At 71.5% G+C, this 22,304-nt stretch carries 22 protein-coding genes and 1 pseudogene; 12 read left to right on the top strand and 11 right to left on the bottom strand.

Features of this window, described 5'->3' with window-relative positions:
* Window positions 1-108: 108 nt before the first annotated feature.
* From ACIBEJ_RS02270 to ACIBEJ_RS02260, 3 genes and pseudogenes are all read left to right on the top strand, one after another.
* Window positions 109-912 (top strand): ABC transporter permease, encoded by an 804-nt coding sequence (locus tag ACIBEJ_RS02270; RefSeq protein WP_397180747.1) that lies wholly within the window; start codon window positions 109-111, stop codon window positions 910-912.
* Window positions 905-1,693: an ABC transporter permease gene (locus ACIBEJ_RS02265; protein WP_397180746.1), complete on the top strand. Its 789-nt coding sequence runs from the start codon at window positions 905-907 to the stop codon at window positions 1,691-1,693. Before ACIBEJ_RS02270 ends, ACIBEJ_RS02265 begins: the two co-directional genes overlap by 8 nt.
* Before the next feature lie 2 nt (window positions 1,694-1,695).
* A pseudogene (locus ACIBEJ_RS02260) lies at window positions 1,696-2,376 on the top strand (ATP-binding cassette domain-containing protein); the annotation flags it as partial.
* Window positions 2,377-2,426: 50 nt separating this feature from the next.
* Here ACIBEJ_RS02260 and ACIBEJ_RS02255 read toward each other — a convergent pair.
* Window positions 2,427-2,906: a hypothetical protein gene (locus ACIBEJ_RS02255; RefSeq protein WP_397180745.1), complete on the bottom strand. Its 480-nt coding sequence runs from the start codon at window positions 2,904-2,906 to the stop codon at window positions 2,427-2,429.
* A gap of 115 nt (window positions 2,907-3,021) precedes the next feature.
* Here ACIBEJ_RS02255 and ACIBEJ_RS02250 point away from each other — a divergent pair, with 115 nt between their 5' ends.
* Together ACIBEJ_RS02250 and ACIBEJ_RS02245 are read left to right on the top strand one after the other, a co-directional pair.
* Entirely contained in the window at window positions 3,022-3,561 is a 540-nt protein-coding gene (locus ACIBEJ_RS02250) for an MFS transporter (RefSeq protein ID WP_397180744.1), read from the top strand.
* Window positions 3,562-3,611: 50 nt separating this feature from the next.
* Entirely contained in the window at window positions 3,612-4,334 is a 723-nt protein-coding gene (locus ACIBEJ_RS02245; protein WP_397180743.1) for a YcnI family protein, read from the top strand.
* Window positions 4,335-4,503: 169 nt separating this feature from the next.
* Here ACIBEJ_RS02245 and ACIBEJ_RS02240 read toward each other — a convergent pair whose 3' ends face one another.
* From ACIBEJ_RS02240 to ACIBEJ_RS02230, 3 genes are read right to left on the bottom strand one after another with little or no spacing between them, the layout of a single operon-like run.
* Complete coding sequence (locus ACIBEJ_RS02240) at window positions 4,504-5,460, bottom strand: ABC transporter permease (RefSeq protein ID WP_397180742.1); 957 nt, start codon at window positions 5,458-5,460, stop codon at window positions 4,504-4,506.
* Window positions 5,447-6,394: an ABC transporter ATP-binding protein gene (locus ACIBEJ_RS02235; protein WP_397180741.1), complete on the bottom strand. Its 948-nt coding sequence runs from the start codon at window positions 6,392-6,394 to the stop codon at window positions 5,447-5,449. Before ACIBEJ_RS02235 ends, ACIBEJ_RS02240 begins: the two co-directional genes overlap by 14 nt.
* Entirely contained in the window at window positions 6,391-7,491 is a 1,101-nt protein-coding gene (locus ACIBEJ_RS02230; protein WP_397180740.1) for an outer membrane lipoprotein carrier protein LolA, read from the bottom strand. Before ACIBEJ_RS02230 ends, ACIBEJ_RS02235 begins: the two co-directional genes overlap by 4 nt.
* Before the next feature lie 452 nt (window positions 7,492-7,943).
* Here ACIBEJ_RS02230 and ACIBEJ_RS02225 point away from each other — a divergent pair, with 452 nt between their 5' ends.
* Together ACIBEJ_RS02225 and ACIBEJ_RS02220 are read left to right on the top strand one after the other, a co-directional pair.
* The gene (locus tag ACIBEJ_RS02225; RefSeq protein ID WP_397180739.1) at window positions 7,944-8,618 is read left to right on the top strand and encodes a response regulator transcription factor; all 675 of its coding nucleotides are present in this window, start codon (window positions 7,944-7,946) and stop codon (window positions 8,616-8,618) included.
* Window positions 8,611-9,954 (top strand): sensor histidine kinase, encoded by a 1,344-nt coding sequence (locus ACIBEJ_RS02220; protein ID WP_397180738.1) that lies wholly within the window; start codon window positions 8,611-8,613, stop codon window positions 9,952-9,954. The genes ACIBEJ_RS02225 and ACIBEJ_RS02220 overlap by 8 nt, the downstream gene beginning before the upstream one ends.
* 7 nt (window positions 9,955-9,961) lie before the next feature.
* Here the strand turns inward: ACIBEJ_RS02220 and ACIBEJ_RS02215 are convergent, their stop codons facing one another.
* From ACIBEJ_RS02215 to ACIBEJ_RS02205, 3 genes are all read right to left on the bottom strand, one after another.
* Window positions 9,962-12,820, bottom strand: a complete 2,859-nt coding sequence (locus ACIBEJ_RS02215; RefSeq protein ID WP_397180737.1) for a BTAD domain-containing putative transcriptional regulator — start codon at window positions 12,818-12,820, stop codon at window positions 9,962-9,964.
* Window positions 12,821-12,904: 84 nt separating this feature from the next.
* A complete protein-coding gene (gene folP / locus ACIBEJ_RS02210) occupies window positions 12,905-13,681 on the bottom strand; it encodes a dihydropteroate synthase (RefSeq protein WP_397181987.1) in 777 nt (258 codons plus the stop codon).
* A gap of 344 nt (window positions 13,682-14,025) precedes the next feature.
* Window positions 14,026-14,895, bottom strand: coding sequence for a LysR family transcriptional regulator (locus ACIBEJ_RS02205; protein ID WP_397180736.1), 870 nt, complete (start codon window positions 14,893-14,895; stop codon window positions 14,026-14,028).
* A 649-nt stretch (window positions 14,896-15,544) separates the two neighbouring features.
* Between ACIBEJ_RS02205 and ACIBEJ_RS02200 the strand changes: the two genes are divergently transcribed.
* Together ACIBEJ_RS02200 and ACIBEJ_RS02195 are read left to right on the top strand one after the other, a co-directional pair.
* Window positions 15,545-16,531 carry a neutral zinc metallopeptidase gene (locus ACIBEJ_RS02200; protein ID WP_397180735.1) on the top strand — a complete coding sequence of 329 codons (987 nt, stop codon included), beginning with the start codon at window positions 15,545-15,547 and terminating at the stop codon, window positions 16,529-16,531.
* 131 nt (window positions 16,532-16,662) lie between these two features.
* Complete coding sequence (locus tag ACIBEJ_RS02195; protein ID WP_397180734.1) at window positions 16,663-18,216, top strand: LCP family protein; 1,554 nt, start codon at window positions 16,663-16,665, stop codon at window positions 18,214-18,216.
* Here the strand turns inward: ACIBEJ_RS02195 and ACIBEJ_RS02190 are convergent.
* Window positions 18,213-19,034: an ion transporter gene (locus tag ACIBEJ_RS02190; protein WP_397180733.1), complete on the bottom strand. Its 822-nt coding sequence runs from the start codon at window positions 19,032-19,034 to the stop codon at window positions 18,213-18,215. The two genes, ACIBEJ_RS02195 and ACIBEJ_RS02190, sit on opposite strands and share 4 nt — an antisense overlap.
* Before the next feature lie 75 nt (window positions 19,035-19,109).
* Window positions 19,110-19,571 carry a nitroreductase family deazaflavin-dependent oxidoreductase gene (locus tag ACIBEJ_RS02185; protein WP_397180732.1) on the bottom strand — a complete coding sequence of 154 codons (462 nt, stop codon included), beginning with the start codon at window positions 19,569-19,571 and terminating at the stop codon, window positions 19,110-19,112.
* Between the two features lie 64 nt (window positions 19,572-19,635).
* Here ACIBEJ_RS02185 and ACIBEJ_RS02180 point away from each other — a divergent pair, with 64 nt between their 5' ends.
* Entirely contained in the window at window positions 19,636-19,941 is a 306-nt protein-coding gene (locus ACIBEJ_RS02180; protein ID WP_397180731.1) for a DUF4190 domain-containing protein, read from the top strand.
* On the opposite strand, the gene ACIBEJ_RS02175 is transcribed toward ACIBEJ_RS02180, so the two are convergent.
* Complete coding sequence (locus ACIBEJ_RS02175; protein ID WP_397180730.1) at window positions 19,931-20,566, bottom strand: TetR/AcrR family transcriptional regulator; 636 nt, start codon at window positions 20,564-20,566, stop codon at window positions 19,931-19,933. The genes ACIBEJ_RS02180 and ACIBEJ_RS02175 overlap by 11 nt on opposite strands.
* A 55-nt stretch (window positions 20,567-20,621) precedes the next feature.
* Here ACIBEJ_RS02175 and ACIBEJ_RS02170 point away from each other — a divergent pair, with 55 nt between their 5' ends.
* Window positions 20,622-21,359, top strand: a complete 738-nt coding sequence (locus ACIBEJ_RS02170) for an ABC transporter ATP-binding protein (RefSeq protein ID WP_397180729.1) — start codon at window positions 20,622-20,624, stop codon at window positions 21,357-21,359.
* Window positions 21,356-22,093, top strand: coding sequence for an ABC transporter permease (locus ACIBEJ_RS02165; protein ID WP_397180728.1), 738 nt, complete (start codon window positions 21,356-21,358; stop codon window positions 22,091-22,093). The genes ACIBEJ_RS02170 and ACIBEJ_RS02165 overlap by 4 nt, the downstream gene beginning before the upstream one ends.
* On the opposite strand, the gene ACIBEJ_RS02160 is transcribed toward ACIBEJ_RS02165, so the two are convergent.
* Window positions 22,038-22,304 carry a hypothetical protein gene (locus ACIBEJ_RS02160; protein WP_397180727.1) on the bottom strand — a complete coding sequence of 89 codons (267 nt, stop codon included), beginning with the start codon at window positions 22,302-22,304 and terminating at the stop codon, window positions 22,038-22,040. The genes ACIBEJ_RS02165 and ACIBEJ_RS02160 overlap by 56 nt on opposite strands.

Here is a 22,304-nt window from a genome sequence, read left to right as displayed (position 1 = left end):
CTACTCGCCCCCGCCGCCGAAACCCGTTGCACCCGGCGGGCGGGCCGCCGCATAATACGGGGCTTCGCCCGGCATACCCGTGCGCTCTCCCGCGCACGGGCTGTCGTCATGCCCTCACGCTCCGGAGGTGCCACCATTCTCCTCTACGCCCGGCTCGTCCGGTACGGCTTCCGCAAACACGCCACCTACGTCGCGGCAGCGCTGGCCGGGGCCTTCACCAACAGCGTCTTCGGCATCCTGCGCGCCTACGTCCTCATCGCCCTGTGGCAGGCCAGGCCCGGCCTGGCCGGCTACGACGTCCACGACGCCGTCACGTTCTGCTTCGTCACCCAGGCCTTCATCGGCTCGATGCAACTGTTCGGCGGCGGCCTGAGCATCCCCGAACGCATCCGCAGCGGCGACATCGCCCTCGACCTGGTCCGCCCCGCCTCCCTGCAACTGTGCTCGCTGGCGGAGGACCTCGGCAGGGCCGCCTACCTGTTCGTCGTGCGCGGCCTGCCGCCGGTGCTGCTCGGCGCCCTGCTGTTCGGCATCGGCGCGCCGCACGACGCCCTCGCCTTCATGGCCAGCTTCACGCTGGGCGTGGTGGTCAGCTTCGGCTGGCGCTACCTGGTGGCGCTGTCGGTGTGCTGGCTGAGCGACGACCGCGGCGTCATGGCGGTCTCCCTGGTGCTGACCACGTTCTTCAGCGGCATGACGCTGCCGCTCGGCCTGTTCCCCGGATTCCTCGGCGACCTGGCCGAGGCCCTGCCGTGGGCGGCCATGGTCCAGGTCCCCCTGGACGTCTACCTGGGCAAGGCCGACCTCTGGCAGGCGCTCGGCGGCCAGGCGTTCTGGGCCGCGGTCCTGCTCGGGCTGGGCGCGCTCGGCACCCGCCTGATCCGCCACCGGGTGGTGATCCAGGGTGGTTAGGACCTACCTGCTGCTGGCCTGGGTCTGGACGCGCGCCGCGGCCGCGTACCCCGTCTCCTTCACGATCATGACCGTGCTCGCCTTCGCGGTCGCCGGGCTCGACGTGGCCGCCATCCTGGTGATCTTCTCCAACACCACCACGCTGGCCGGCTTCACCCGCGAGCAGGTCCTGTTCCTGTACGGGACCTCGAACGTGGCCTTCGCGATCTGCGACACGCTGGTCAGCAACCTCGACCGGATCAGCGTGCACGTGAAGGCGGGCACGTTCGACAGCATGCTGATCCGCCCGGTCAGCACCTGGATCCAGGCGGCCACGGACCGCTTCCTGATCACGCGCATCGGCCGGGTCGTCCAGGCCGCCCTGGTGCTCGGCTACGCGCTGGTGGCGCTCGACCTGCCCTGGTCGCGACTGTGGATGGTGCCGGTCATGATCGGCTGCGGCATCGTCATCTTCTCCGCCCTCTGGACCATCGCCGGCGCGCTGCAGTTCGTGCTGACCGACGCGCCCGAGGTGTCCAGCTCCTTCACCTACGCCAGCGGGCACCTCACCCAGTACCCGTTCGCCGTCTACGGCAAGGAACTGGTGCGCGGGGTGACGTACGTGCTGCCGCTGGCCTTCGTCAACTGGCAACCCGGCCTCTACGTCCTGGGCCTGCCCGATCCCTTCGGCACGCCGGAGTTCATGCGCTTCCTGGGGCCCGCCGCGGCCCTCGTCCTCGCCCTGCTGGCCGGGCTGGCCTGGCGCCAGGGCATCCGACGCTACCGATCCACCGGGAGTTGACCATGATCGAGCTGGACCGGGCCGCGCGTTCCTTCAAGGTGAAGAGGAACGTCGTGCACGCCGTCAGCGACCTGTCGTTCACCGTGTCGCCGGGAGAGTTCGTCGGCTACCTCGGCCCCAACGGCGCCGGCAAGTCCACCACCATCAAGATGCTCTGCGGCATCCTCACGCCCACCTCGGGCACGGTGCGCGTGGCCGGGCTCGATCCCTCGCGCCGGCGCACGGTCGTGGCCAGGCGCATCGGCGTGGTCTTCGGGCAGCGTACGACGCTGTGGTGGGACCTGCCGCTCAAGGACAGCTTCGACCTGATCCGGCTCCTTTACAAAGTAGATCGCGAGGACTACCGGAACCGGCTGGAGGAGCTGGTCGAGACGCTCGGCCTCGGAACGTTCATGAAGACGCCGGTGCGCCAGCTCAGCCTGGGCCAGCGCATGCGCGGCGACCTGACCGCCGCGCTCCTGCACGCGCCCGAGGTGCTGGTGCTGGACGAGCCCACGATCGGCCTGGACGTGGTCAGCAAGAACAGCATCCGCGCCTTCCTCCAGCGCGTGAACGCCGAGCGCGGCACCACCGTGCTGCTCACCACCCACGACCTCGGCGACATCGAGCGCCTGTGCCGGCGGGTCATGGTGATCGACCACGGCAGGCTGCAGTTCGACGGCACGCTGGACGAGCTGATGGCGGGCGAGAGCTCCCTGGAGGAGGTCGTCACCCGCCTCTACACCGCGGGCGCTCAGTAGTAGGTGCTCTCCTGCGTCTGCTCGTACTCTTCGTCCATGTCGTCGTAGCGGCGGGCCCAGCGGGAGGGGATCAGCACGGGGATGAACATCGCGACGCCGAGCAGGGCGTAGAAGCCCGAGGTCAGCATCGCCTTGTTGCCCGCGCCCGCCTCGGTGAGCAGCCAGTGCATGGTGGGCTGGTCGGGGATGAGCGACAGCGCGCGTACCGAGTCGAGGGCGTAGACCACGGTCCAGGCCAGCAGCACCAGCGACGGGACGAACGTGGCCAGCGGCGAGACCCTCCCGGCCACCACCAGCCCGACCACCAGCCCGACGGCCGCCATGGCCCCGAGCGCGATCCACAGCCGCTGCCCGCTCACGGGCGTCCCCATGCCGGCGACGAACGCCTGCTGCACGGCCCATCCCCCGCCCACCAGCACGGCGGCTGTCACCACCAGGCCGAGGAGTAATCCAGCAAAGTGCCGCAACGTCATCACCTCATGTCAACGCGATCGGCACAGACCCTAGCGACAAATGCCACAAATCATCCAGGCATCGATCAGGTTGGGACTACCACGACCCCTGCCCCGTGAGACCATGGGGCAACCCATGCGCGCCCAACTCCCGCTCCGGCTCACCCGCTCGGCCGCCTTCGCCGCCGTCGGGGTGGGACTCGCCGCGCTCGCCCACACCATGGCCGGCGGCGCCGCGCCCGCGCCGGGCCTGCTGTGCCTGAGCCTGGCGGCCGTGATGGCGCTGGGAGCGGTTCTGTCCGGCCGCGAACGCGCCCCCGCCACGATCAACACCGTCCTCGTCGCCACGCAGTTCGCCCTGCACACCGCCTTCGGTTACGCCGCGGGTCCCGCGGTCCTGTCCCCGCTGACCGACCCCGAGCACGGCCTCGGCACGAACACCGGCATGCTCCTCACGCACCTGATCGCCACCCTGCTCACGGGCTGGTGGCTGGCGCGCGGCGAGGGCGCGCTGTGGTCGCTGCTGCGCCGCGTGGGCCGCCGCCTGGTGCTGCTGCTCGTGTGCGCCCCTCCTGCCCGGGTACGGCAGGCCGTCTTCCCCACCTCCCGCCGCGTACCGGTCTGCCCGGCCGTCACGCTCACCGTCAGCAGGCGCGGTCCTCCACTTCCCGCCTGACCGCCTGACACCCCATCCCCTTTTCCCGAACGCGAAGTGGAGACTTCCGCATGTCCATGTTCCGACGTGCCGCGACCGTGCTGGCCGCCGCCTCAGCCCTTACCCTCGGCCTGGCCGCCCCCGCCCTGGCCCACGTCACCATCAACCCCGGAACCGCCGAGCAGGGCGGGTTCACCAAGGTCGCCTTCCGGGTGCCGAACGAGCGCGACGACGCCGGCACCACCAAGATCGAGGTCGCCTTCCCGACCGACCACCCGCTCGCCTTCGTCAGCGTCAAGCCCGTGAACGGCTGGAAGGTCAAGGTCACCGAGAGCAAGCTGCCGAAGCCGGTGAAGACCGAGTTCGGCGACCTGGAGGAGGCCGTCACCAAGATCGAGTGGTCCGGCGGCAAGATCAACCCGGGTGAGTTCCAGGAGTTCGAGGTCTCGATGGGCCAGCTCCCCAAGGACGTGACCGAACTCGTCTTCCCCGCCACCCAGACCTACTCCAGCGGCGAGGTCGTCAAGTGGGCCGACGCGCCCAAGCCGGACGGCTCGGAGGTGGAGCACCCGGCCCCGGTCCTGAAGCTCACCCCCGCCACGGGCGACGGCCACGGCGCCGCCTCGGCCTCTCCTACCCCGGCCGCCGCCCCGGCCGCCCAGCCCTCGATGACCCCGGTGGCCGCGGCGTCCTCCGCCGACAACACCGCCCGCGTCCTGGGCGGCGCGGGCCTGGCGGTAGGCGTCATCGGCGTGGTGGTGGCCGCCCTGGCCCTCCGCCGCCGCCCTTCCTGACCAACCACAACCCCACCGGCCCGCGAACCCGCCGCCCTGGGTCCGCTACACCCCGGCCCTGGTTGACGAAGGGCCGTGACGGTGGGCGCCACGTCCGACGTGAGAAGCGATCCCCCGATCTGCGCCCGCTCACGTCGGCGGGTGGCGCCTGGCTGGCTGTGCCGTAAGGCTAAGAAGAGATGTCCTTGCCGGAGAACCTCGCCCACGAAAGGGAGAGAAAGAGGAAGACATACGCGGCGAAGGCCAGCAGGCCGGGGGACATGTCGCCGATCGGGTCGCGAAGGGCCCCGTCGAAGCCCGACCAGTGCGTCGGCAGCAGATACGGGGCCACCGCGTCGAGCTGCGGGAACGCGCGCAGCACCTGCGTGACGATGATCAGCACCAGCGTGGTCGCGATGGACCCGATCGGCACCTCCGTCAGCGTCGACAGCGCCATCGCGACCGCCGCCAGCGCCGCCATGCCCGCGGTCACGTAGCCGACGGTGATGAGGATGCGCAGCAGCCCCTCCGCGAAGCTCACGGTCGTGCCCGACAGCAGCGTCACCGGCCCGACGGGGAACAGCACCATGCCCACCACCAGCGCCGACGCCGCCACGGCGGCGGTCACGGCGGCGGCGAAGGCGACCGCGTTGAGGTACTTGACCGCCAGCAGCCGTCCCCGCCCGGCCGGGGCGGCCAGCAGGTAGCGCAGCGTGCCACCACCGGCCTCGCCGGCGATCGAGTCCCCCGCCACGACCGCGACCGCGATCGGCATCAGCAACGGCACCAGCGCCGACAGCGCCACGAACGTCAGCATGAGGCTGTTGCCCGCCGTGGCCGCCAGCAGCGCGCCCATGCCGCCGTCGGCCTCCTCGGTGCCGATGCTCTTCAGCACCACGCCGATGATCACCGGCACCAGCGCCAGCACGCCCAGCATGACGAGGTTGCGCGGCCGCCGGAACGTCAGCCCGAGCTCCGAGCGCAGCAGCCGCCAGAAGGCCACCGCCCCGCCCGGCGCCTCGGCCTCGGCCGGCACGGGCTCGCCGGGAGCGTCGGCGACCGCGCGCTCGGCGCTGCGCCGGGTCTCGCTCACCGGCACCAGCCCCGGCATCCTGCGCGTGCCGGTCTCGGTCTCAGCCGTCGACATCGAACCCCTCCCCCGTCAGTCCCACGAACACGTCCTCCAGGCTCGTGCGCACCACCGACAGCCCGCGTACGGCCACGCCCGCCACGACCAGCTCCGCGTTGATCCGCTCCGGCGCCCGCCCCCCGAGCTCGGCGGTCACGTCGGAGCCGACCCGCACGTCCGGCAGCCCGAGCGCGCCCAGCACCCGCGCGGCCTCCTCCAGGTCCGGCGTGTCGATCCTGATCCTGGCCGCGCGCCCGCCGCTCAGCGAGGCGATGGTGCCCTGGGCGACGAGCCGGCCGGCGCTCATGATCCCGGCATGCGTGCACATCTGCTCGACCTCGGCCAGCAGGTGCGAGGAGACGAACACCGTGGTTCCCTCCGCGGCGACGTCCTTGACCAGGGTGCGCACCTCGCGGGTGCCCTGCGGGTCGAGCCCGTTGGTGGGCTCGTCGAGCACCAGCAGCCGCCGGGGCCGCAGCAGCGCCGCGGCGATGGCCAGGCGCTGGCGCATGCCGAGCGAGTACGCCCGGTAGCGCTTGCCGCCCGCCGCCGCCAGCCCCACCCGCTCCAGCGCCCGCGCGGCCCGCGCCTTGGCGGTACGCGGCGGCGCGCTCGGGTCGGCGGCGTCGAAACGCAGCAGGTTGGCCTCACCCGTCAGGTACGGATAGAAGGCGGGCCCCTCCACCAGCGCCCCCACCGTGGTCAGGGGCGGCATCGTGAACTCGCCCTCCGTGGGCGCGATCAGGCCGAGCAGCATGCGGATCGTGGTCGTCTTGCCCGAGCCGTTGGGCCCGAGGAAGCCGTAGACGGAGCCGCTCGGCACGTCCAGGTCGATCGCGTCCACCGCGACCTGCCCGCCGCGAAAGCGCTTGGTCAGGCCGCTGGTGGTGATGGCGGCGGGCGGGGCCGCCCCGAAGGACGCCCCCGCTTCCAGCATGACCTCGGAGGTCACCGGCCTGCGACCTTGACGAGTTCGTCAGGGGTGACCGCGCCGGCCAGCAGACGGCCGTCGTCGGTCAGCAGGGCGGTGACCAGCTTGGTCCTGATCAGCTTGCCGGAGCCCCACGTGCCGCTCACCGGGGTCGCCTGGTCGAGGATGACCTTGGCCGCCTGGGCCTCGGGCGAGTCCTGCCGGCCTTGCTGTCCCTTCTGCTCGAACGGCAGCACGGCCACGCTCGTCCAGCCGTCGCCGACGACCTTGACCTGCTCGGCGGCCTTCCCGGCCTCCTTGCTGTGGTCGGCGGCGGCCGGCTCGCGCAGCTTGCCCAGCTCCGCTTCCTCCACCTTGGCCCCGGCGGGCGGGGTGAAGACGAAGTTCTCCTCGGCCGGCGGGCTGAACGTCACCTGCGTGAAGCCGACCTGGAAGGCCGGCTCGGCCGACTCCTTGGCGAACACCTGCACCTGCAGCGGCATGTAGTTCTCGCCGTCCAGGGCCAGCCGCACCTCCTTCACCAGCGAGCTCTGCGCCTTGGGCGTCAGGACGAGCTGGTAGACGGGGCGGCCGGCGACCTCGGAGGTGTTCGTCACCGAGACCCCCGTGTCCTCGTTGACCCGGTCCAGGAAGGTCTCCGCCACCTGCTGCGGGGTCAGGTCCGTCGGGCCCGGGGTGGGCAACTTCTGGTCCTGCTCGGTCTTGGCGGGCAGTTTCACCTTGGTGGCGGTGTTCGTGCCGCTGTCCCAGTACCAGGTCTGGTCGCCGTTGACGATCAGGTTGGTCTCGCTCATCTGGCCGGGGAGGGCGATTCTCAGGCGGTCCTGCGAGCCGTACCAGACCTTGACCTCGTGCGAGCCCGACAGCAACGCCAGCGGCGAGGCCGCGCCACCCTGGCCGGGCAGCGCGGGCAGGCCAAGCGACGCGGTCTGCTGAACCGTCCCCGACATCGCCGGGGGGCCGCCGGCCTTCTTGACCGCGGCGGCGGCGTCGGCCAGCAGTTGCGCGGCCGTGCGTTCGGGCAGGACGGGGTCACCGCTGACGGCGGCGATCACGGGACCGGCGCCGATCGCCGCCCCGATCACGGCGGCGGCCGCGATCGGAACCCCCCACCTCACGATCGTTCCTCTGCGCATCTCACTCCTTAACGGTATGCGGATGCTCCCACCGTGCGTCATCCGTCCTTAGGCGATCCTGAGAGCCTCTGAGAACCCTCTCAGCTTGATCCACCGCCGTCCTCTCGCTCGTTCCCCCACAACCTGCACCATCCGTTACGGCGGGCCGCCGCACACGCCACCCGCCGACGTGCGCCGGCGCAGGTCGGGGGGATCGCTTCTCACGTCGGACCACGTCCCACCGCAACGGCCCCCTTCACCACTTCCCCCGGCCCCGCCCTCCCACCGCACGCCTTGCGCCGACCTCCACCGCACCGGCGCCGGAAACACGGGGCTACCCGCTCGCCCGGCTGACCCGCTTGACCGCGTGGCTGCCTGTTCGCTGCCGTGGGGTGTTTCCGGTGGTGGAGTGGGGCTGAGAGGGTTCTCAGGCGGGGGTCCCTACACTCCAGGGCATGAGGCTTCTGGTCGTCGAGGATGAGCGGCGCATGGCAGCGGCGTTGCAGCGTGGTCTGCAGGCGGAGGGGTTCGCCGTGGATCTGGCCCACGACGGCGAGGAAGGGCTGCACCTGGCCCGCAACGGCGACTACGACGTCGTCGTCCTGGACATCATGTTGCCCAGGCTGTCCGGCTACAACGTGTGCAAGCAGCTCAGGGCCGAGGAGAACTGGGTGCCGATCCTGATGCTGTCGGCCAAGGACGGCGAGTACGACATGGCCGACGGGCTCGATCTCGGGGCCGACGACTATCTCACCAAGCCGTTCTCCTACGTGGTGCTCGTGGCCCGGCTCAGGGCGCTGCTCAGGCGGGACGCGGGCCGGCGGCCGGCCGTGCTGAGCGCGGGGGACCTCTCGCTGGATCCGGCCAGGCGGAAGGTGGAGCGGGGCGAGAACCAGGTGGAGCTGACCCCGCGGGAGTTCGCGCTGCTGGAGTACCTGCTGCGGCGGCGCGACGAGGTGGTCTCCAAGTCGGAGATCCTGGAGCACGTCTGGGACACCTTCGACACCGACCCCAACGTCGTCGAGGTCTACGTCGGCTACCTCCGCCGCAAGATCGACGCCCCGTTCGGCAGGAACGCCCTGCAGACCGTGCGCGGCGCGGGCTACCGCCTGGCCGGCGACGGTGGCTGACTCGCCGCTGGCCTGGTGGCGGCGGCAGGGGCTGCGCTTCCGGCTGACGATGGTGGCCGCCGCGGTGCTCGCGCTGGCGCTGGCGTTCTCGGCGTCGGTCCTGCTGACCGTGCTGCAGCGGGCGCTGATGGGCACGGTGGACGACTCGTTGCGCCAGCAGGCGCAGACGGTCCGGGTCAAGGCCGACAACGAGACGCTGACGAGCCCGATCGTCACCCATGACGGGACGATCGTGCAGGTTCTGGAGCGCGATGGCCGGATCACGAACGTCACCTATGGCGCCGACCGGCTGGTCCCCCTGCTGGACGCCGCGGCCAGGGGGCGGGCGCTCAAGGGCGAGGCGGTCTATCTGGACGGCCGGCCGTACGCGATCCCCGGGCCCTTGCGCGTCGTCGCGGTGAGCGCCGACCGGGGGCGGACGGTGCTGGCGGCGCGGCCGATCGGCGAGATCGTGAGCAGCCTGGGCGTGGCGGGCAAGGTGCTGTTCGTGGGCACGCCGGCCCTGGTGGTGCTGCTGGCGGCGGCGAGCTGGCTGATCATCGGCAGGACGCTGCGGCCGATCGCCGCGTTGCGCAGGGGCGCCGCCGACATCACCCACACCGCCCGCTCGCGCCGCCTGCCGGTGCCGCAGGCCCGCGACGAGGTGCACGCGCTGGCGCTCACGCTCAACGACATGCTGGCCCGGCTGGAGGAGGCGGAGAAGCGCCAGCGCTCGCTGGTCTCCGACGCCTCGCACGAGCTGCGCAGCCCGCTGGCCAGCATCCGCCTGCAACTGGAGGTGGCGCTGGGCCACCCGGAGGGCGCGGACTGGCAGGAGACGGCCGAGGGCGTGCTGGAGGACACGCTGCGCCTGTCGCGCCTGGCCGAGGACCTGCTCGCGCTGGCCCGCCTCGACGAGCGCGGCGGCCGTCCCGCCCGCCGCGAGCCCGTCGCCCTGGAGGAGGTGGTACGGCGCTGCGTCGAGCGGTACGCCGAGGCCCACCTGGTGGCCTGCGACCCGGTCCTGGTGACCGGCGACGCCCTCGACCTGACCAGGGTGCTGACGAACCTGCTGGACAACGCCGTCCGCCACGCCGCCTCGAAGGTGGAGGTGGCGCTGACCGCCGACGGCGTGCTGACCGTGACCGACGACGGCCCCGGCATCCCGGCCGAGGACCGCGAGCGCGTCTTCGACCGCTTCACCCGGCTGGACTCGGGCCGCGGCCGCGACGAGGGCGGCGCCGGGCTGGGCCTGGCCATCGTGCGTGAGACGGTGCGCGCGCACGGCGGCCGGGTCTACCTGGAGGACGCCCTGCCCGGCCTGCGCGCGGTGGTGGAACTCCCAGTCACCACCTGAAGCGGGCCTATGCGCGGGCGCGGGCGAGGGCGTCGGCGGCCTTCTCCCGCCACGGTTCGGCGCCGATCTCCTCGAACAGCGCGTACGCCTCCCGCAGGTGCGAGGCGGCGGCCCGCTCGCCGCCCTCCATCATCAGCAGCCCGAGGTTCAGCCGGATCCGGCCGGCGATGAGCCGCTCCCCCAGCCGCTCGGCGAGGTCCAGCGCGGCCGCCAGCGTCCCCTTGGCCCGCTCGGGCTGGCCGAGCGCGATCCTGGCCTCGGCGATGCCCTGCATGACGTAGGCCTCCCCGATCCGGTCGCGCACGTCGCGCACGATGGCGGCCGCCGACTCGAACGCCTCCAGCGCCCGCCCACCCTCGCCCTTCAGCAACGCGAGGCGGCCGATCGAGTTGAGCGCCTGGGCCTCGCCGCGCGGCACGCCCTCCTCCCTGAAGATCGCCAGCGCCTGGTCCAGCAGGGGGCCGCCCTCGTCGAGCGTGCCGCGTTCCAGGTGGATGACGGCCAGGTTGACCAGCGCGTGGGCCTCGGCGGCCCGGTCGCCGACCGCGCGCAGCAGGGGCAGGGCCTGTTCGTAGCGGTCCCTGGCGGCGCTGGCGTCGCCGCGCATCCGCTCGACCATCGCCATGTTCCGCAGCGCCAGGGCCCTGCCGTGGGTCTCGCCGATCTCGTCGAACAGGTCGAGCGCCTCGATCAGCATGGGGTGGGCCTCGCCGTACCTCTGCTGGAAGACGGCGAGGGAGCTGAGCGAGTAGACCATCGCGCCCTCGCCGCGGATGTTGCCCGCCTCGCGGCAGGCCCGCAGCGCCGTCTCGCTGACCGCGCGCCACTCGTCGAAGTAGCCGTGGGTCTCGAACAGGGTGATCGCCGTCATCGCGATGCTCCAGCACAGCTCGTCCAGGCCGTGTGCGGCGGCCTGGCGCACCAGCGCGAGCAGGGTGGCGCGCTCGCCGTCGAGCCAGGTGAGCGCGTCGTCGCCGATGAGGCCGTCGGCCAGCGTGGGCGCGAACGGGCCGGGTCCCGCCTTGCCGCGCAGGAGCGTGAAGTGGCCGCCGTAGTAGCGCTCGTGGGCGCGTTCGCTGAGGCGGACGAAGGCGGAGCAGGCGCGTTCGAGCGCGGCCAGCCGCTGCTCGCGCCGCTCCTCGGTCTGGGCGCGTTCGCCGGCGAAGGCGCGCACGAGGTCGTGGATGGCGTAGTGGCCGCCCCTGACCGACAGCAGGGAGGCGCCGACGAGCTCGTCGAGCGCCTCGCCGGCCTCGCCGTCGAGCAGCGCTCCGGCCATCCAGGCGGTGGTCTGCGGGCTGTCGACCAGTCCGATGCGGCGGAAGAGGGTACGGGCGCGCGCCGACAGGCCCCGGTAGGAGACCTCCAGGCTGGCCCGGACCTCCAGGTCGCCGTGGCTGAGCACGTCGAGCATGGTGCGCGAGTCGCTGAGCAGGCCGACCAGGGTCTCGACCGTCCACTGGGGCCGCACCGCCAGCCGGGCCCCGGCGATGCGCAGCGCCAGCGGCAGGCCGCCGCACTGGGCCGCGAGCCGCCTGAGCGCGTCGGGTTCGGCGGCGGCCCGCCGTTCGCCGACGTCGCCCATGAGCAGCCGCACGGAGCCGGCGTCGTCAAGGACCTCCAGCCTGACCACCCAGCGCTCGGCCAGCCCGATGGGACGCTCGCGGCAGGTCACCAGCACGCCGCAGGGCGCGCCGCCGGGCAGCAGCGGCCAGATCTGCTCGAAGGAGCCGGCGTTGTCGAGTAGGACGAGCAGCCTGCGTCCGGCGACGGTGGAGCGAAACAGCGCGCCGCGTTCCTCGGCCGAGCGCGGGATGGCGCTGACGCCGAGCGCGCGCAGGAACATGCTGAGCACGTCCGTCGCCTCGGTCTGCCCTTCGCGCAGGTCCACGTAGAGCTGCCCGTCGGGGTAGTGGGGGGCCAGGTCGTGGGCGGCGTGGACGGCGAGTTCGGTCTTGCCGACGCCTGCGCGGCCGACGACGGCGGCCATGGGCAGCGGGCCCGCCGCCTCGGCGCCGGCAAGCAGGCCGGTGAGCCTGGCCAGTTCGTCGGAGCGGCCGGAGAGCGTGGAGATCATCGGCGGGAGCTGGCGCGGCACCGGCGTGAGCCTGGCGGGCGGCTCCGGCCGGTCGAGCTCGTCCTCCTGGTTGAGGATGGCCAGCTCCAGGCGGCGCAGCTCGTCGCTCGGCTCCAGTCCGAGCGTGTCGAGGAGCATCTCGCGGTAGCCGCGGAAGGCGTCGAGCGCCTCGGCCTGCCGTCCCGAGCGATAGAGGGCCAGCATGAGGTGGTGGTGCGGCCGCTCGCGCAGCGGGTGCGCCTCGACCAGCCGCCGCAGCTCGCCGACCAGCTCCAGGTGGCGGCCGAGCCCCAGCTCCAGCTCGACGCACTGCTCGTGGGCCAGCAGGCGGCGCTCCTCCAGGTCGTGGACCATCGGCCTGATCAGGTCGCTGTCGACGTCGGACAGCGCGGGGCCGCGCCACAGCGCCAGCGCCGCGCGCAGCGTGCGCACGGCCCGCTCGGGCTCCTCGCCGCGCGCCCGGGTGAGCAGGTCGTCGAACTCGGTCAGGTCCAGCCGCGCCGGATCCACCTTCGCGAGGTAGCCGGGCGAGCGCGTGATCAGCGTGTGGTACGGCTGCGCCGTGTCGCCGAGCACGCGGCGCAACTGCGAGATCCGGATCTGCACCTGGTTGCGCGCGGTGTCCGGCGGGTTCTCCCCCCAGGCGGCCTCGATCATCCGCTCCAGCGGGACGACCCGGTTCGCTTCGAGCAGCAACATGGCCATGACGACCCGCTGGAGGCTTCCCCCGAGATGGAGTTCCGCTCCTTCGTGTTCGACCAGCAGCGGTCCGAGAATCTTGAATCGCATCCGCTCTCCTCCGCCGGTGATGCTTCCAAGCCGGTGTTGCACAAGGTCTGCACTCCGGTTGCAACCCAGCTAGGCAGGGGGATACTACGCGAGACGAGCTATCTCGGCGAGCGCCGAACGGGCGGACGCGGCGTCGTGGACGCGGAACACGCGGGCCCCCTGGAGGGCGGAGACGGCGAGGGTGGCGATCGTCCCGGCGTGGCGCTGATCGACCGGCAGCCCGCCGAGCGTCTCGCCGACGAAGTCCTTGTTGGACACCGCCACGAGCACAGGCCAGCGTGTCGCGACCATCTCGTCCAGCCGCCTGCTGACCTCCAGCGAGTGGAAGGTGTTCTTGCCGAAGTCGTGGGCCGGATCGATGAGGATCGCCTCGCGGGCCACGCCGGCGGCCACGGCGCGCTCGGCCAGGTCACAGGTGTAGGCGATGACGTCGTCCACCACGTCGTCGTAGGCGATGCGGTGCGGGCGGGTGCGCGGCTCCACGCGGCCGGCGTGCGCGCAGACCAGGCCGGTGCCGTGCCGGGCGGCGACCTTCGCGAGTCCGGGGTCGACACCGCCCCACGTGTCGTTGAGCAGATGGGCGCCGGCGCGGGCCACCACCTCGCCCACCTCGGCACGCCAGGTGTCGACGCTGATCAGCAGGCCGGGATGGCGTTCGCGGACCGCCTCGACCAGGTCGGCCACGCGGCGGATCTCTTCGGCGGCGTCGACGTCGTCGCCGGGTCCCGCCTTGACTCCGCCGATGTCGACGATGTCGGCGCCTCCGGCCACGGCCAGGTCGACCGCGTCGAGCGCGGCGGCGAAGCCGTACGTGCGGCCCTTGTCATAGAAGGAGTCCGGGGTGCGGTTGACCACCGCCATGATCGCGAACTGCCCGGGGGCGAAGGTCCGCTCTCCCAGGCGGAGGGTCCCCGTCGTCACGGGTTCCGCCGTCCGCCGAGATGGCGACCAGGACGGGCGCGTCGGCCCACAAGGCACATCCCCTTAATGCCGTCTAGCCGCATTACGCCTTGCGGGGCCGCGTCCAGGTCGTCGAGGCCGGTGCGCGGGCCGGCGACTTCTGACTGGAACTCACTCAGAGGCCCTTGCCTCTGCGCTGATACCGGTGACCTGCCGCTGCGGGAGAACGGATCATCCTCGTCGGAACGTGGCGTGATCGCGTCCACGGCAACCGGTAGTCGGGTCATGGACAGGATGCTAGAGGGTCAGGCGGCACTTCCCTTCTCCGCCGTCGCCAGGAAGTCCTGGGCGCTCAGCGACAGTCTCTTGCGGGCGTGCACGACGGCTATGACGCGCCGCACCGCTGGGTCCAAGGAACGTACGACCAGGCCCGCACGGACGGCCATCTCGGCCAGGCCCCGATACCACAGCAAGGAGGCCTGTCCCGTTCTGACCGCGTTGAGCCACCCGTTGCGCTCGTCGGTCTCGAGCACCACCACCGGGGTGACCGCGAACTTGCCGAACATGGCGTCCAGTTCCCTGCGCCGCAACGATCCTCGTGCGGGCAGCGCCAGACGCATGCCGTGGAGCCGGCCCATGGGGACCGGATCCGGCAGGTCGAGGCTCGGCGGGGAGATCAGCACGATCTCCTGCCGTTCCAGCGGATGGGTGACCAGGTCCGTGGGGACCGGGAGGTCGGTCAGGCCGAGGTCGGCCCTGCCCTCCCTGATGGCCGTGACGACTCCGTCCCGGCCTTCACATCGCACGATCTGCACGCGAGCCCCTGGATGCTCGGTGGTGAAGGCGGGCACCAAACGGCCCGCCAGTCCGGCCTCCAGGCTTGGTGTGGTGGCGATCCGCAGCTCCACCTCAGGGGATCCGCCGTGGCTCGCGAGCGCTTCGATCTCGCTTACGGCATCCAATGCCTCCCTTGCCAGCTTGATGACTCTCCTGCCCTGCGACGTGACCACGACGCCCCGACCCGAACGCGCGAAGAGCGTCATGCCCAGCTCGCGTTCAAGGTCCCGAATCGCCCGAGAAAGCGCAGGTTGCGCGATGTAGAGCGATCTGGCCGCGTCGGTCATGGTGCGGTGCTCCGCAGTTGCGACCACATAGCGGAGCTGCTGCAGATTCATGCCAATGAAGCTAGGACAACAGGCCCCCCTCGGTCCGGCACATAGCAGAGATCACCTCGAATGATTTCGGACCGTAACCGAGTATGCCCACATCCGTGACGGGTGATAAATCAGTATGCTTCTGCCCCAAATTCGGCAAAGGTCCGGTGTGGGTCGCGCGAAACTGCCGACTGCGGGGTGAAGGGGGTTCACGGTGACGGGGAACGGGCAGCATCCACCGCCGCCCCACGGACAGGGGCAGCCACAGATCCCGCCGTCCCGGCCGTGGCCGCCTCCGGGCTACCGCAAGCCGGATCAGCAGCCCGCACCGCCCCAGGGGCCCTCCTACCCGCCTTCCGCGCCGCAGGGACGCCCGCCGTACCCGCCGCAGGGTCAGCCCCCGTACGGCCAGCCTGGGCCGCCCCAGGGCAGGCCCCCTTACGGACAGCCGGGACCGCCGCAAAATCGTCCCCCTTACGGACAACCGCAAGGCGGGCCCCCGTACGGACCGCCACCGGGCCGGCCGCCCTACGGAAAGGCCCCCCAAGGACAGGCCCCCTACGGACAGCCGCCCCGCCCCCCGCAGAGGCGATGGCCGCCGCCACCCCCGCCGGGGCAGTTCCGGCAGTGGCCGCAGCCGCAGCGCAAGAAGTCGGGCAGCACCGCCGCCGTGCTGGGCGCGGTCTTCGGCGTCGTGGCGGTGCTCGGGGTACTGCTGGTGGTCGGTTCCGCGCTGCTCATGGGCGGCGACTCCGGTCCCGAGACGTCCACGCCGGTCGCGGTGCCGACCTACACGCCGCCGGCCCGCACCCAGACCAGGGAGCCGATCCGGCCCACCCGGCGGCCGACGCCCACCGCGACCGAGACCGAGGACACGGCCCCCGACGACACCGAGACGGTCAACCCGCCCGCGCAGGTGAAGCTCGACACGAGCCTGCGGACCAACACCATGTACCGGGCGGGCGGGCTGCCGCGCACGAACTGCCGGGCCGGCAACGCCAGCATCTTCAGCCACAGCCAGCTCAAGGCGCTGATCCTGAAGACGGGCCGGTGCATGGACCAGGCGTGGGGCCCGATCCTGGAACGCCGCGGCATCGACTGGAGCCCGCCGGGCTACGCGATCGCGGCCAAGCGCGGCCGCGGCGCCTGCGGGGACTACCCGTCGCCGGGCAGCATCGTGCCCTACTACTGCCCGCGCAACAACACCATCTACGCCTCCACCTCGGCCATGGCCAAGGGGAACGGCAGGGCCGTCGGATACGGCCAGATCGTGCCGTGGAACGGGGCGATCATCAGCATGATGGCCCACGAGTACGGCCACCACGTGCAGAACATCACCGGCCTCATGAACTCCTGGTGGTCCAGGACCCTGGACTCCACCAGCCGCAGCGGGAAGCTGGCGCTCAGCAGAAGGCTGGAGCTCCAGGCCACCTGCTTCGGGGGCATGTTCATGAAGGCGGTGGCGCCCAGCTACCCGATCAGCCCGGCCAACCGCGCCAAGCTCTTCTGGTTCTACTCCCGGGTCGGCGACTGGCCCGGATACCCCCGCGACCACGGCTCTCCCGCCAACAACCACCGGTGGTTCCGGCAGGGCTGGGACCGCAACCAGGCGCTCCAGTGCAACACCTGGGCGGCGTCCTCGTCCTCGACCTCCTGAGGTCATCCGGCGTTCACCCTGGATTGGCCAGTTGTCTGTGATGTCCCTTTATGGGGGCTAGAATCTGGCAATCTTGTGCAACCGGGGGCAAAGCCATGGGTTTTGCCTGGTAAATGCTTGAAGGAGCCGGTGTGACGAAGGACGAAGAGGTCGCCACCGTGCCCGCGGACAGGAAACGGCGGGCCGCGCGCCGCACCCGCGCCGCCCGGCCGGCCGGGGAGGGCGCCGCCAAGCCCGCCATGCCCCGCTTCGCCAAGCCGCTCACCCTCGCCTCCGTCCTCGGCTGGACGACGCTCTCGGTCCTCGTGCCCGGCGCCGCGCACCTGCGCGCCGGGCGCCGCCGTACCGGGCTCATCCTCCTCGGCGCCTACGCGCTCGTCCTGCTGACCGCGCTGGTCATCGTCCTGATCAACATGGCCAGTCCGGGCGTCGTCATCGGGTGGACGACGGCGATCACGGTGCTCGCGGTCGTGGGCGCGCTGGCGTGGTTCGCGCTCATGCTCGCCTCCTACATCGCGCTGGGCCCCAGCAGGCTCGGGCAGCAGGGACAGATCGTCTCCGGCATCGCCGTCGGCGTCCTCGGCGTCGCGGTCATGGCGCCCTTCGCCCTGACCGCCCAGCTCGTGATGAGCGGCCAGGACGCGCTCCAGGAGATCTTCCCCAGCGCCCAGAAGGACCCCGACCTGGCTCCGGTCAGGCAGGAGGACCCCTGGAACGGCCGCGACCGGGTCAACTTCCTGCTGGTCGGCGGCGACGGCGCGGGCAACCGCGAGGGGGTGCGCACCGACAGCATGACCGTGGCCAGCGTGCACGTGCAGACCGGCAACACGGTGCTGTTCAGCCTCCCGCGCAACCTCCAGCACATCCGCTTCCCGGCCGGCACCCCGATGGCCAAGCACTTCCCCAACGGCTTCCAGGCGGAACTGCCCAACGGCGGCCTGCTCAACGAGGTCTGGAAGTTCGCCAACGACAACCCCCAGGTGGCCGGCGGCAAGAACCGGGGCGCCCGCGTCCTCATGGACGCCATCGGCCAGACCCTCGGCCTCAAGATCGATTACTACGCCCTGGTCAACATGTACGGCTTCGCGTACCTCGTGGACGCGATCGGCGGCCTCAAGATCCGCGTCGAGCGCGACATCCCCTGGGGCGGCCTGTACGGCACCGCCGGCACCATCAAGGCGGGCACCCACGTCCTTTCCGGCGAGGAGGCCCTGTGGTACGGCCGCTCCCGCGTGGGCAGCGACGACTTCTCCCGCATGGCCCGCCAGCGCTGCGTCATCGGCGCCTTCGCCCAGCAGGCCACGCCCATGAAGGTGCTGAGCAACTTCGAGAAGGTGGCCCGCGCCGCCAAGCGCATGGCCTCCACCAACATCCCGCACGAACTGCTGGAGCACCTGGTCAACCTGGCCGTGAAGGTGAAGGGCGCCAGGATCACCAGCCTGCAGTTCGTGCCGCCGGAGTTCTACTCGGGCCGCCCCGACTGGGCCAAGATCCGCAGGGCGTCGGCGAAGGCGCTCACCGACTCGCTGAAGCCGGCCCGCAAGACGCAGGTCGCCAACGCCTCGGCCGCGCCCTCCGCCTCCGGCACCCCCACCAGGAACGGCGCCGCCGCCCCCACCCAGACCCCGACCCGCAACACCAACAAGTCCGCCAAGAGCCTGTCGGAGCTGTGCGGCCTGAGCTAGCGGCCGGCCGGCGAGCCCGCCTCGCCGGCCCACAGCTCGTTGGACTCGCGCAGTTCGGCCACCTCCCTGCGCAGCGCGGCGAGCTCGTCCAGGATCAGCCGGGTGGACATCTCGGCGTGGTTCTCCAGCTCGGCCCGCTCCTCGGCCGACTCCTCCTCCATGGCGCTGACGACCACCGCCATGAACAGGTTCAGCACCACGAACGAGCACAGCAGGATGAAGACCACGAAGAACACCCACGCGGCGGGGTGGACGGTCATGACCTCGCGGGCGATGTCGGGCCACGCCTCGCCGGTCATGGTCTGGAACAGCGTGAACAGCGACGTCTGCAGGTCGCCGAAGTAGCCGGGCGCGGTCTGGCCGTAGAGCTTGGTGCTCATGACCGCGGCCACGTACAGGACCAGCGCCAGGAGCACGACGATGGAGCTCATCCCCGGCATGGCGCGCAGCAGGGCGGACACCACCCGTCGCAGGCTCGGGACGGCCGAGATGAGGCGCAGCGCGCGCAGGACCCGCAGGGCGCGCAGCACCGATAGGTTGCCGCTGGCGGGGGCCAGGGCCAGGCCGACGATGAGGGTGTCGAACAGGTTCCACGGGTCGCGGAAGAACCGGGAACGCTCCACGTAGAGCTTGGCCAAAAGCTCGGCGACGAAGAAGTAGAGGGCGGCCTGGTCGATGAGGCGCAGGGCGGCGCCGTACCCGGAGACGAGGGAGGGGAAGGTCTCGAGGCCGAGCGTGGCGGCGTTGACGAGGATGACGGCGATGATGAGGCGCTGGAAGCGCGGATGTTCGATACAGGCGCGAATGCGGTCACGCACGTGCAGGCTCCCCAAAGGTTGATCAAGACCCGTCCATGATGACGTAACACTTTGGGACGGTAGATAAACAGTCGATCAACGCGTCGGGGTCAGACGGAACACCCGTAACTCCCGTCCCGATACCCGCGTGTAGTGGTCGTAGACCGGCCACATCGCCAGCAGGTCCTGCCAGGCCGCGGCCCGCGCCTCGCCCTCCAGCAGGGTCGCGAGGACGGGGAAGGTCGCGCCGCGGAAGCTCACGACGGCCTCGGGGTTCTTGAGGAGATTGCCGGTCCAGGCGGGATGTTGCGGGCGGCCGTAATTGCTGCCGACGACGAGCATGCTCCCGCCCTGCTCGGCGAGGCAGGCCAGCGGCGAGGAGCGCCGCTCGCCGCTCTTCGCGCCGGTGGTGATCAGCAGCAGCACGGGGGTGACCACGTCGCTGGCGAGCCTGCCCCGGGTGAGCCGGTGCACGAGGCGGTCCATGCGCGGCACGAGCACGGGCGCGACCTTGGGGAACCACGACGTCGCCGACAGCCGCTGGAAGAACGCCTTCACGCGGCACACGCTAGAACACAAGCAAGCGCTCGGTAAACGTCCGGTTGTGGTAGAAAACCTCCCTATGGCTTATCCCCACGGCCCCTCCCCCTACGGCCCGCCGCCGATGACCCACCCGAACGGGACCACGATCCTCGTCCTGGGCATCCTCAGCGTCGTGGTCTGCCTGTTCATCGGGCCGTTCGCCTGGGCGATGGGCAACAAGGCGCTGCGCGAGATCGACTCCAGCGGCTACTACTACGAGAACCGCGGCAGCGTGAACGCCGGCCGGATCTGCGGCATCATCGGCACCTGCCTCATGGGCCTGATCGTCGGCGGCTACGCCCTGCTGTTCGGCGTCGCCTTCATCGCCGGCGCCTTCAACACCTGACCCCGTAACCGCCGATCCCCCGCTCCAGCAGGTCGAAGGCGGCCTCCGCCTGCCTCCTGACGTCGGCCAGGATCTCCCCCCAGCTCTCACCGGCCCACCTGCGGCGTACCGCCAGGCTGGACAGCAGGCGGGTGACCGACAGGATCTGCGCGGCCACGAGCCGCGGCGCCAGGTCGTCGGGGTCGGCGTCGACGTCCTCGGCCACCGTGCGCGCCAGCCGCGCGTCCGTGGCGTGCTCCAGCTCCCGCATCCTGGCCGTCAGCGACGGGCTGTCGCCGACCAGCTTGCCGAACTCCTCGGCCCCCTCGTTGAGCCCGTAGCGCCAGTCGCCCGTGTCGAGGGCGTCGAGGAAGTCGCGGCGGAAGGCGGCCACCACGCTCTCGCCGGGCGCGCGCTCGCGCACGACCTTGCTCGGCAGGTCCTCGACCTCGTCCCAGCGGTCCATGAACAGGTCTTCCTTCGTGCGGAAGTAGTTGAAGACCGTGTTGACCGAGACGTCGGCTGCCCGCGCGACCTCCGCCACCGTCACCTCGTCGAACCCTCGCATCATGAACAGCCCCATCGCCATGTCCGCGATGCGCTGCCTCGTCTCGCGCTTCTTGCGCTCCCGCAGCCCCTCTTCCATGCCTTCAATCCTACCAAGTTTGCAGTGACACCAAAATTTCAGCTACCCTAAAAATATGTTGACCACAAAGAGCCTCGGCAAGACGTTCAGGAACGGCGTGGCCGCCGTGCGCGGCGTCGACCTCCACGTGGACCAGGGCGAGATCGTCGGCTTCCTCGGTCCCAACGGCGCGGGAAAAACCACCACGATGCGCATGTTCACGACGCTGCTCACCCCCACGTCGGGCAGCGCCACCGTCGCCGGGCACGACCTGCTGACCGACCCGCGCGCCGTGCGCCGCCGCATCGGCTACCTGTCCCAGCACGGCGGCCTCAGCCCCGCCAACCCCGTGGGTGAGGAACTCGAGCTCCACGCCATGCTGTATGGCCTGCCCCGCCGTACCGCCCGCGACAGAGTCGCCGGGGTCCTGGAGCGCCTGGAGCTGACCGGCCTGGAGACGATGCCCGGCGCCGCCCTGTCCGGCGGGCAGCGGCGCCGCTTCGACATCGCCTTCTGCCTCGTCCACGACCCGGTCCTGCTCTTCCTCGACGAGCCCACCACCGGACTCGACCCGCAGAGCCGCGCCAACCTGTGGAGCCACGTCCGCGCCCTGCGCGAGGGCGGCGCGACCGTCTTCCTGACGACCCACTACCTCGACGAGGCCGACGCCCTGTGCGACAGGATCGTCATCATCGACCACGGCGTGGTGGCCGCGGAGGGCACGCCCGCGGAGCTCAAGAGCGGTGGGCGCACGCTCGACGAGGCCTTCCTCGACATCACCGGCCGCTCGCTGCGCGAGGACGTGGCCGCGTGAGCGCCGCCGCGGTCCGGGAGACCTGGCTGCTGTTCCACCACACGGCGCGGGCCGGCCTGCGCCACCGGATCGCCCTGCTGGTCGCCGCCATCCAGCCGTTGTTCTTCCTGGTGCTGTTCGGGCCGATCTTCGCCACGTTCGGCTCGTGGGAGATCCTGGTGCCCGGCCTGATCATCCAGCTCGGGCTGCTCAGCGCGGGGCTGGCCGGCTTCGGCGTCGTCTTCGACTGGCACTCGGGCGTGCTGGAGCGGCTGCGCGTCACCCCCGCCTCACGGCTGGCCCTGCTGCTCGGCCGGGTGCTCAACGACGCCCTCACCCTGGTGATCCAGACCGTGCTGCTGGTGGCGGCGGCCTACGCGCTCGGCCTGCGGGCGCCGATCGCCGGCGTGCTGGCGGCGATGGCGCTGGTGGTGGTGCTCGGGGTGAGCCTGGCGGCGCTGTCGTACGCGGCCGCGCTCACGCTCGACGAGCACCTGTTCGCCCCGGTGATGACGACCGCGGTGGTGCCGCTGATGCTGCTGTCGGGGGCGTTCCTGCCCATGTCGATGGCGCCGGGCTGGCTGGAGGCGCTCTCGCGGGTCAGCCCGTTCCGGCACGTGCTGGAGGCGATGCGGGAGCTGTTCGCCGGGCACTACGCGAACGCGACGGTCGCCACCGGCGCCGCCGTCGTCGTGGTGTTCACGGCGGTGAGCCTGGTGGTCGGGGCCCGGGTCTTCCATCGGGAGAACGCTTAGGCGGGCCGTAGGGCTCGATCCTGGGGTCGGAGAAGGGCGGACCGGCCCTGCGGCCCGCCTCCTCCGTCACCCGCAGGCCGTACAGGCCGAGGTCGGGGTCGATGAGCACCAGCCCGTAGGCGGTGTCGACGTCCTCCTCGTCCAGGCCCAGCCTGCTGATCGCGTCCTCCAGCGTCGCGCCGCGCGGCAGCCGTACGGTGATGAGGACCAT

Origin of the sequence: Nonomuraea sp. NPDC050790, from assembly GCF_044456745.1 — a bacterium.
Lineage (GTDB): Bacteria > Actinomycetota > Actinomycetes > Streptosporangiales > Streptosporangiaceae > Nonomuraea.
Note: the sequence above shows the minus strand (reverse complement) of the source record. Positions and strands in the feature narration are given on the sequence as shown.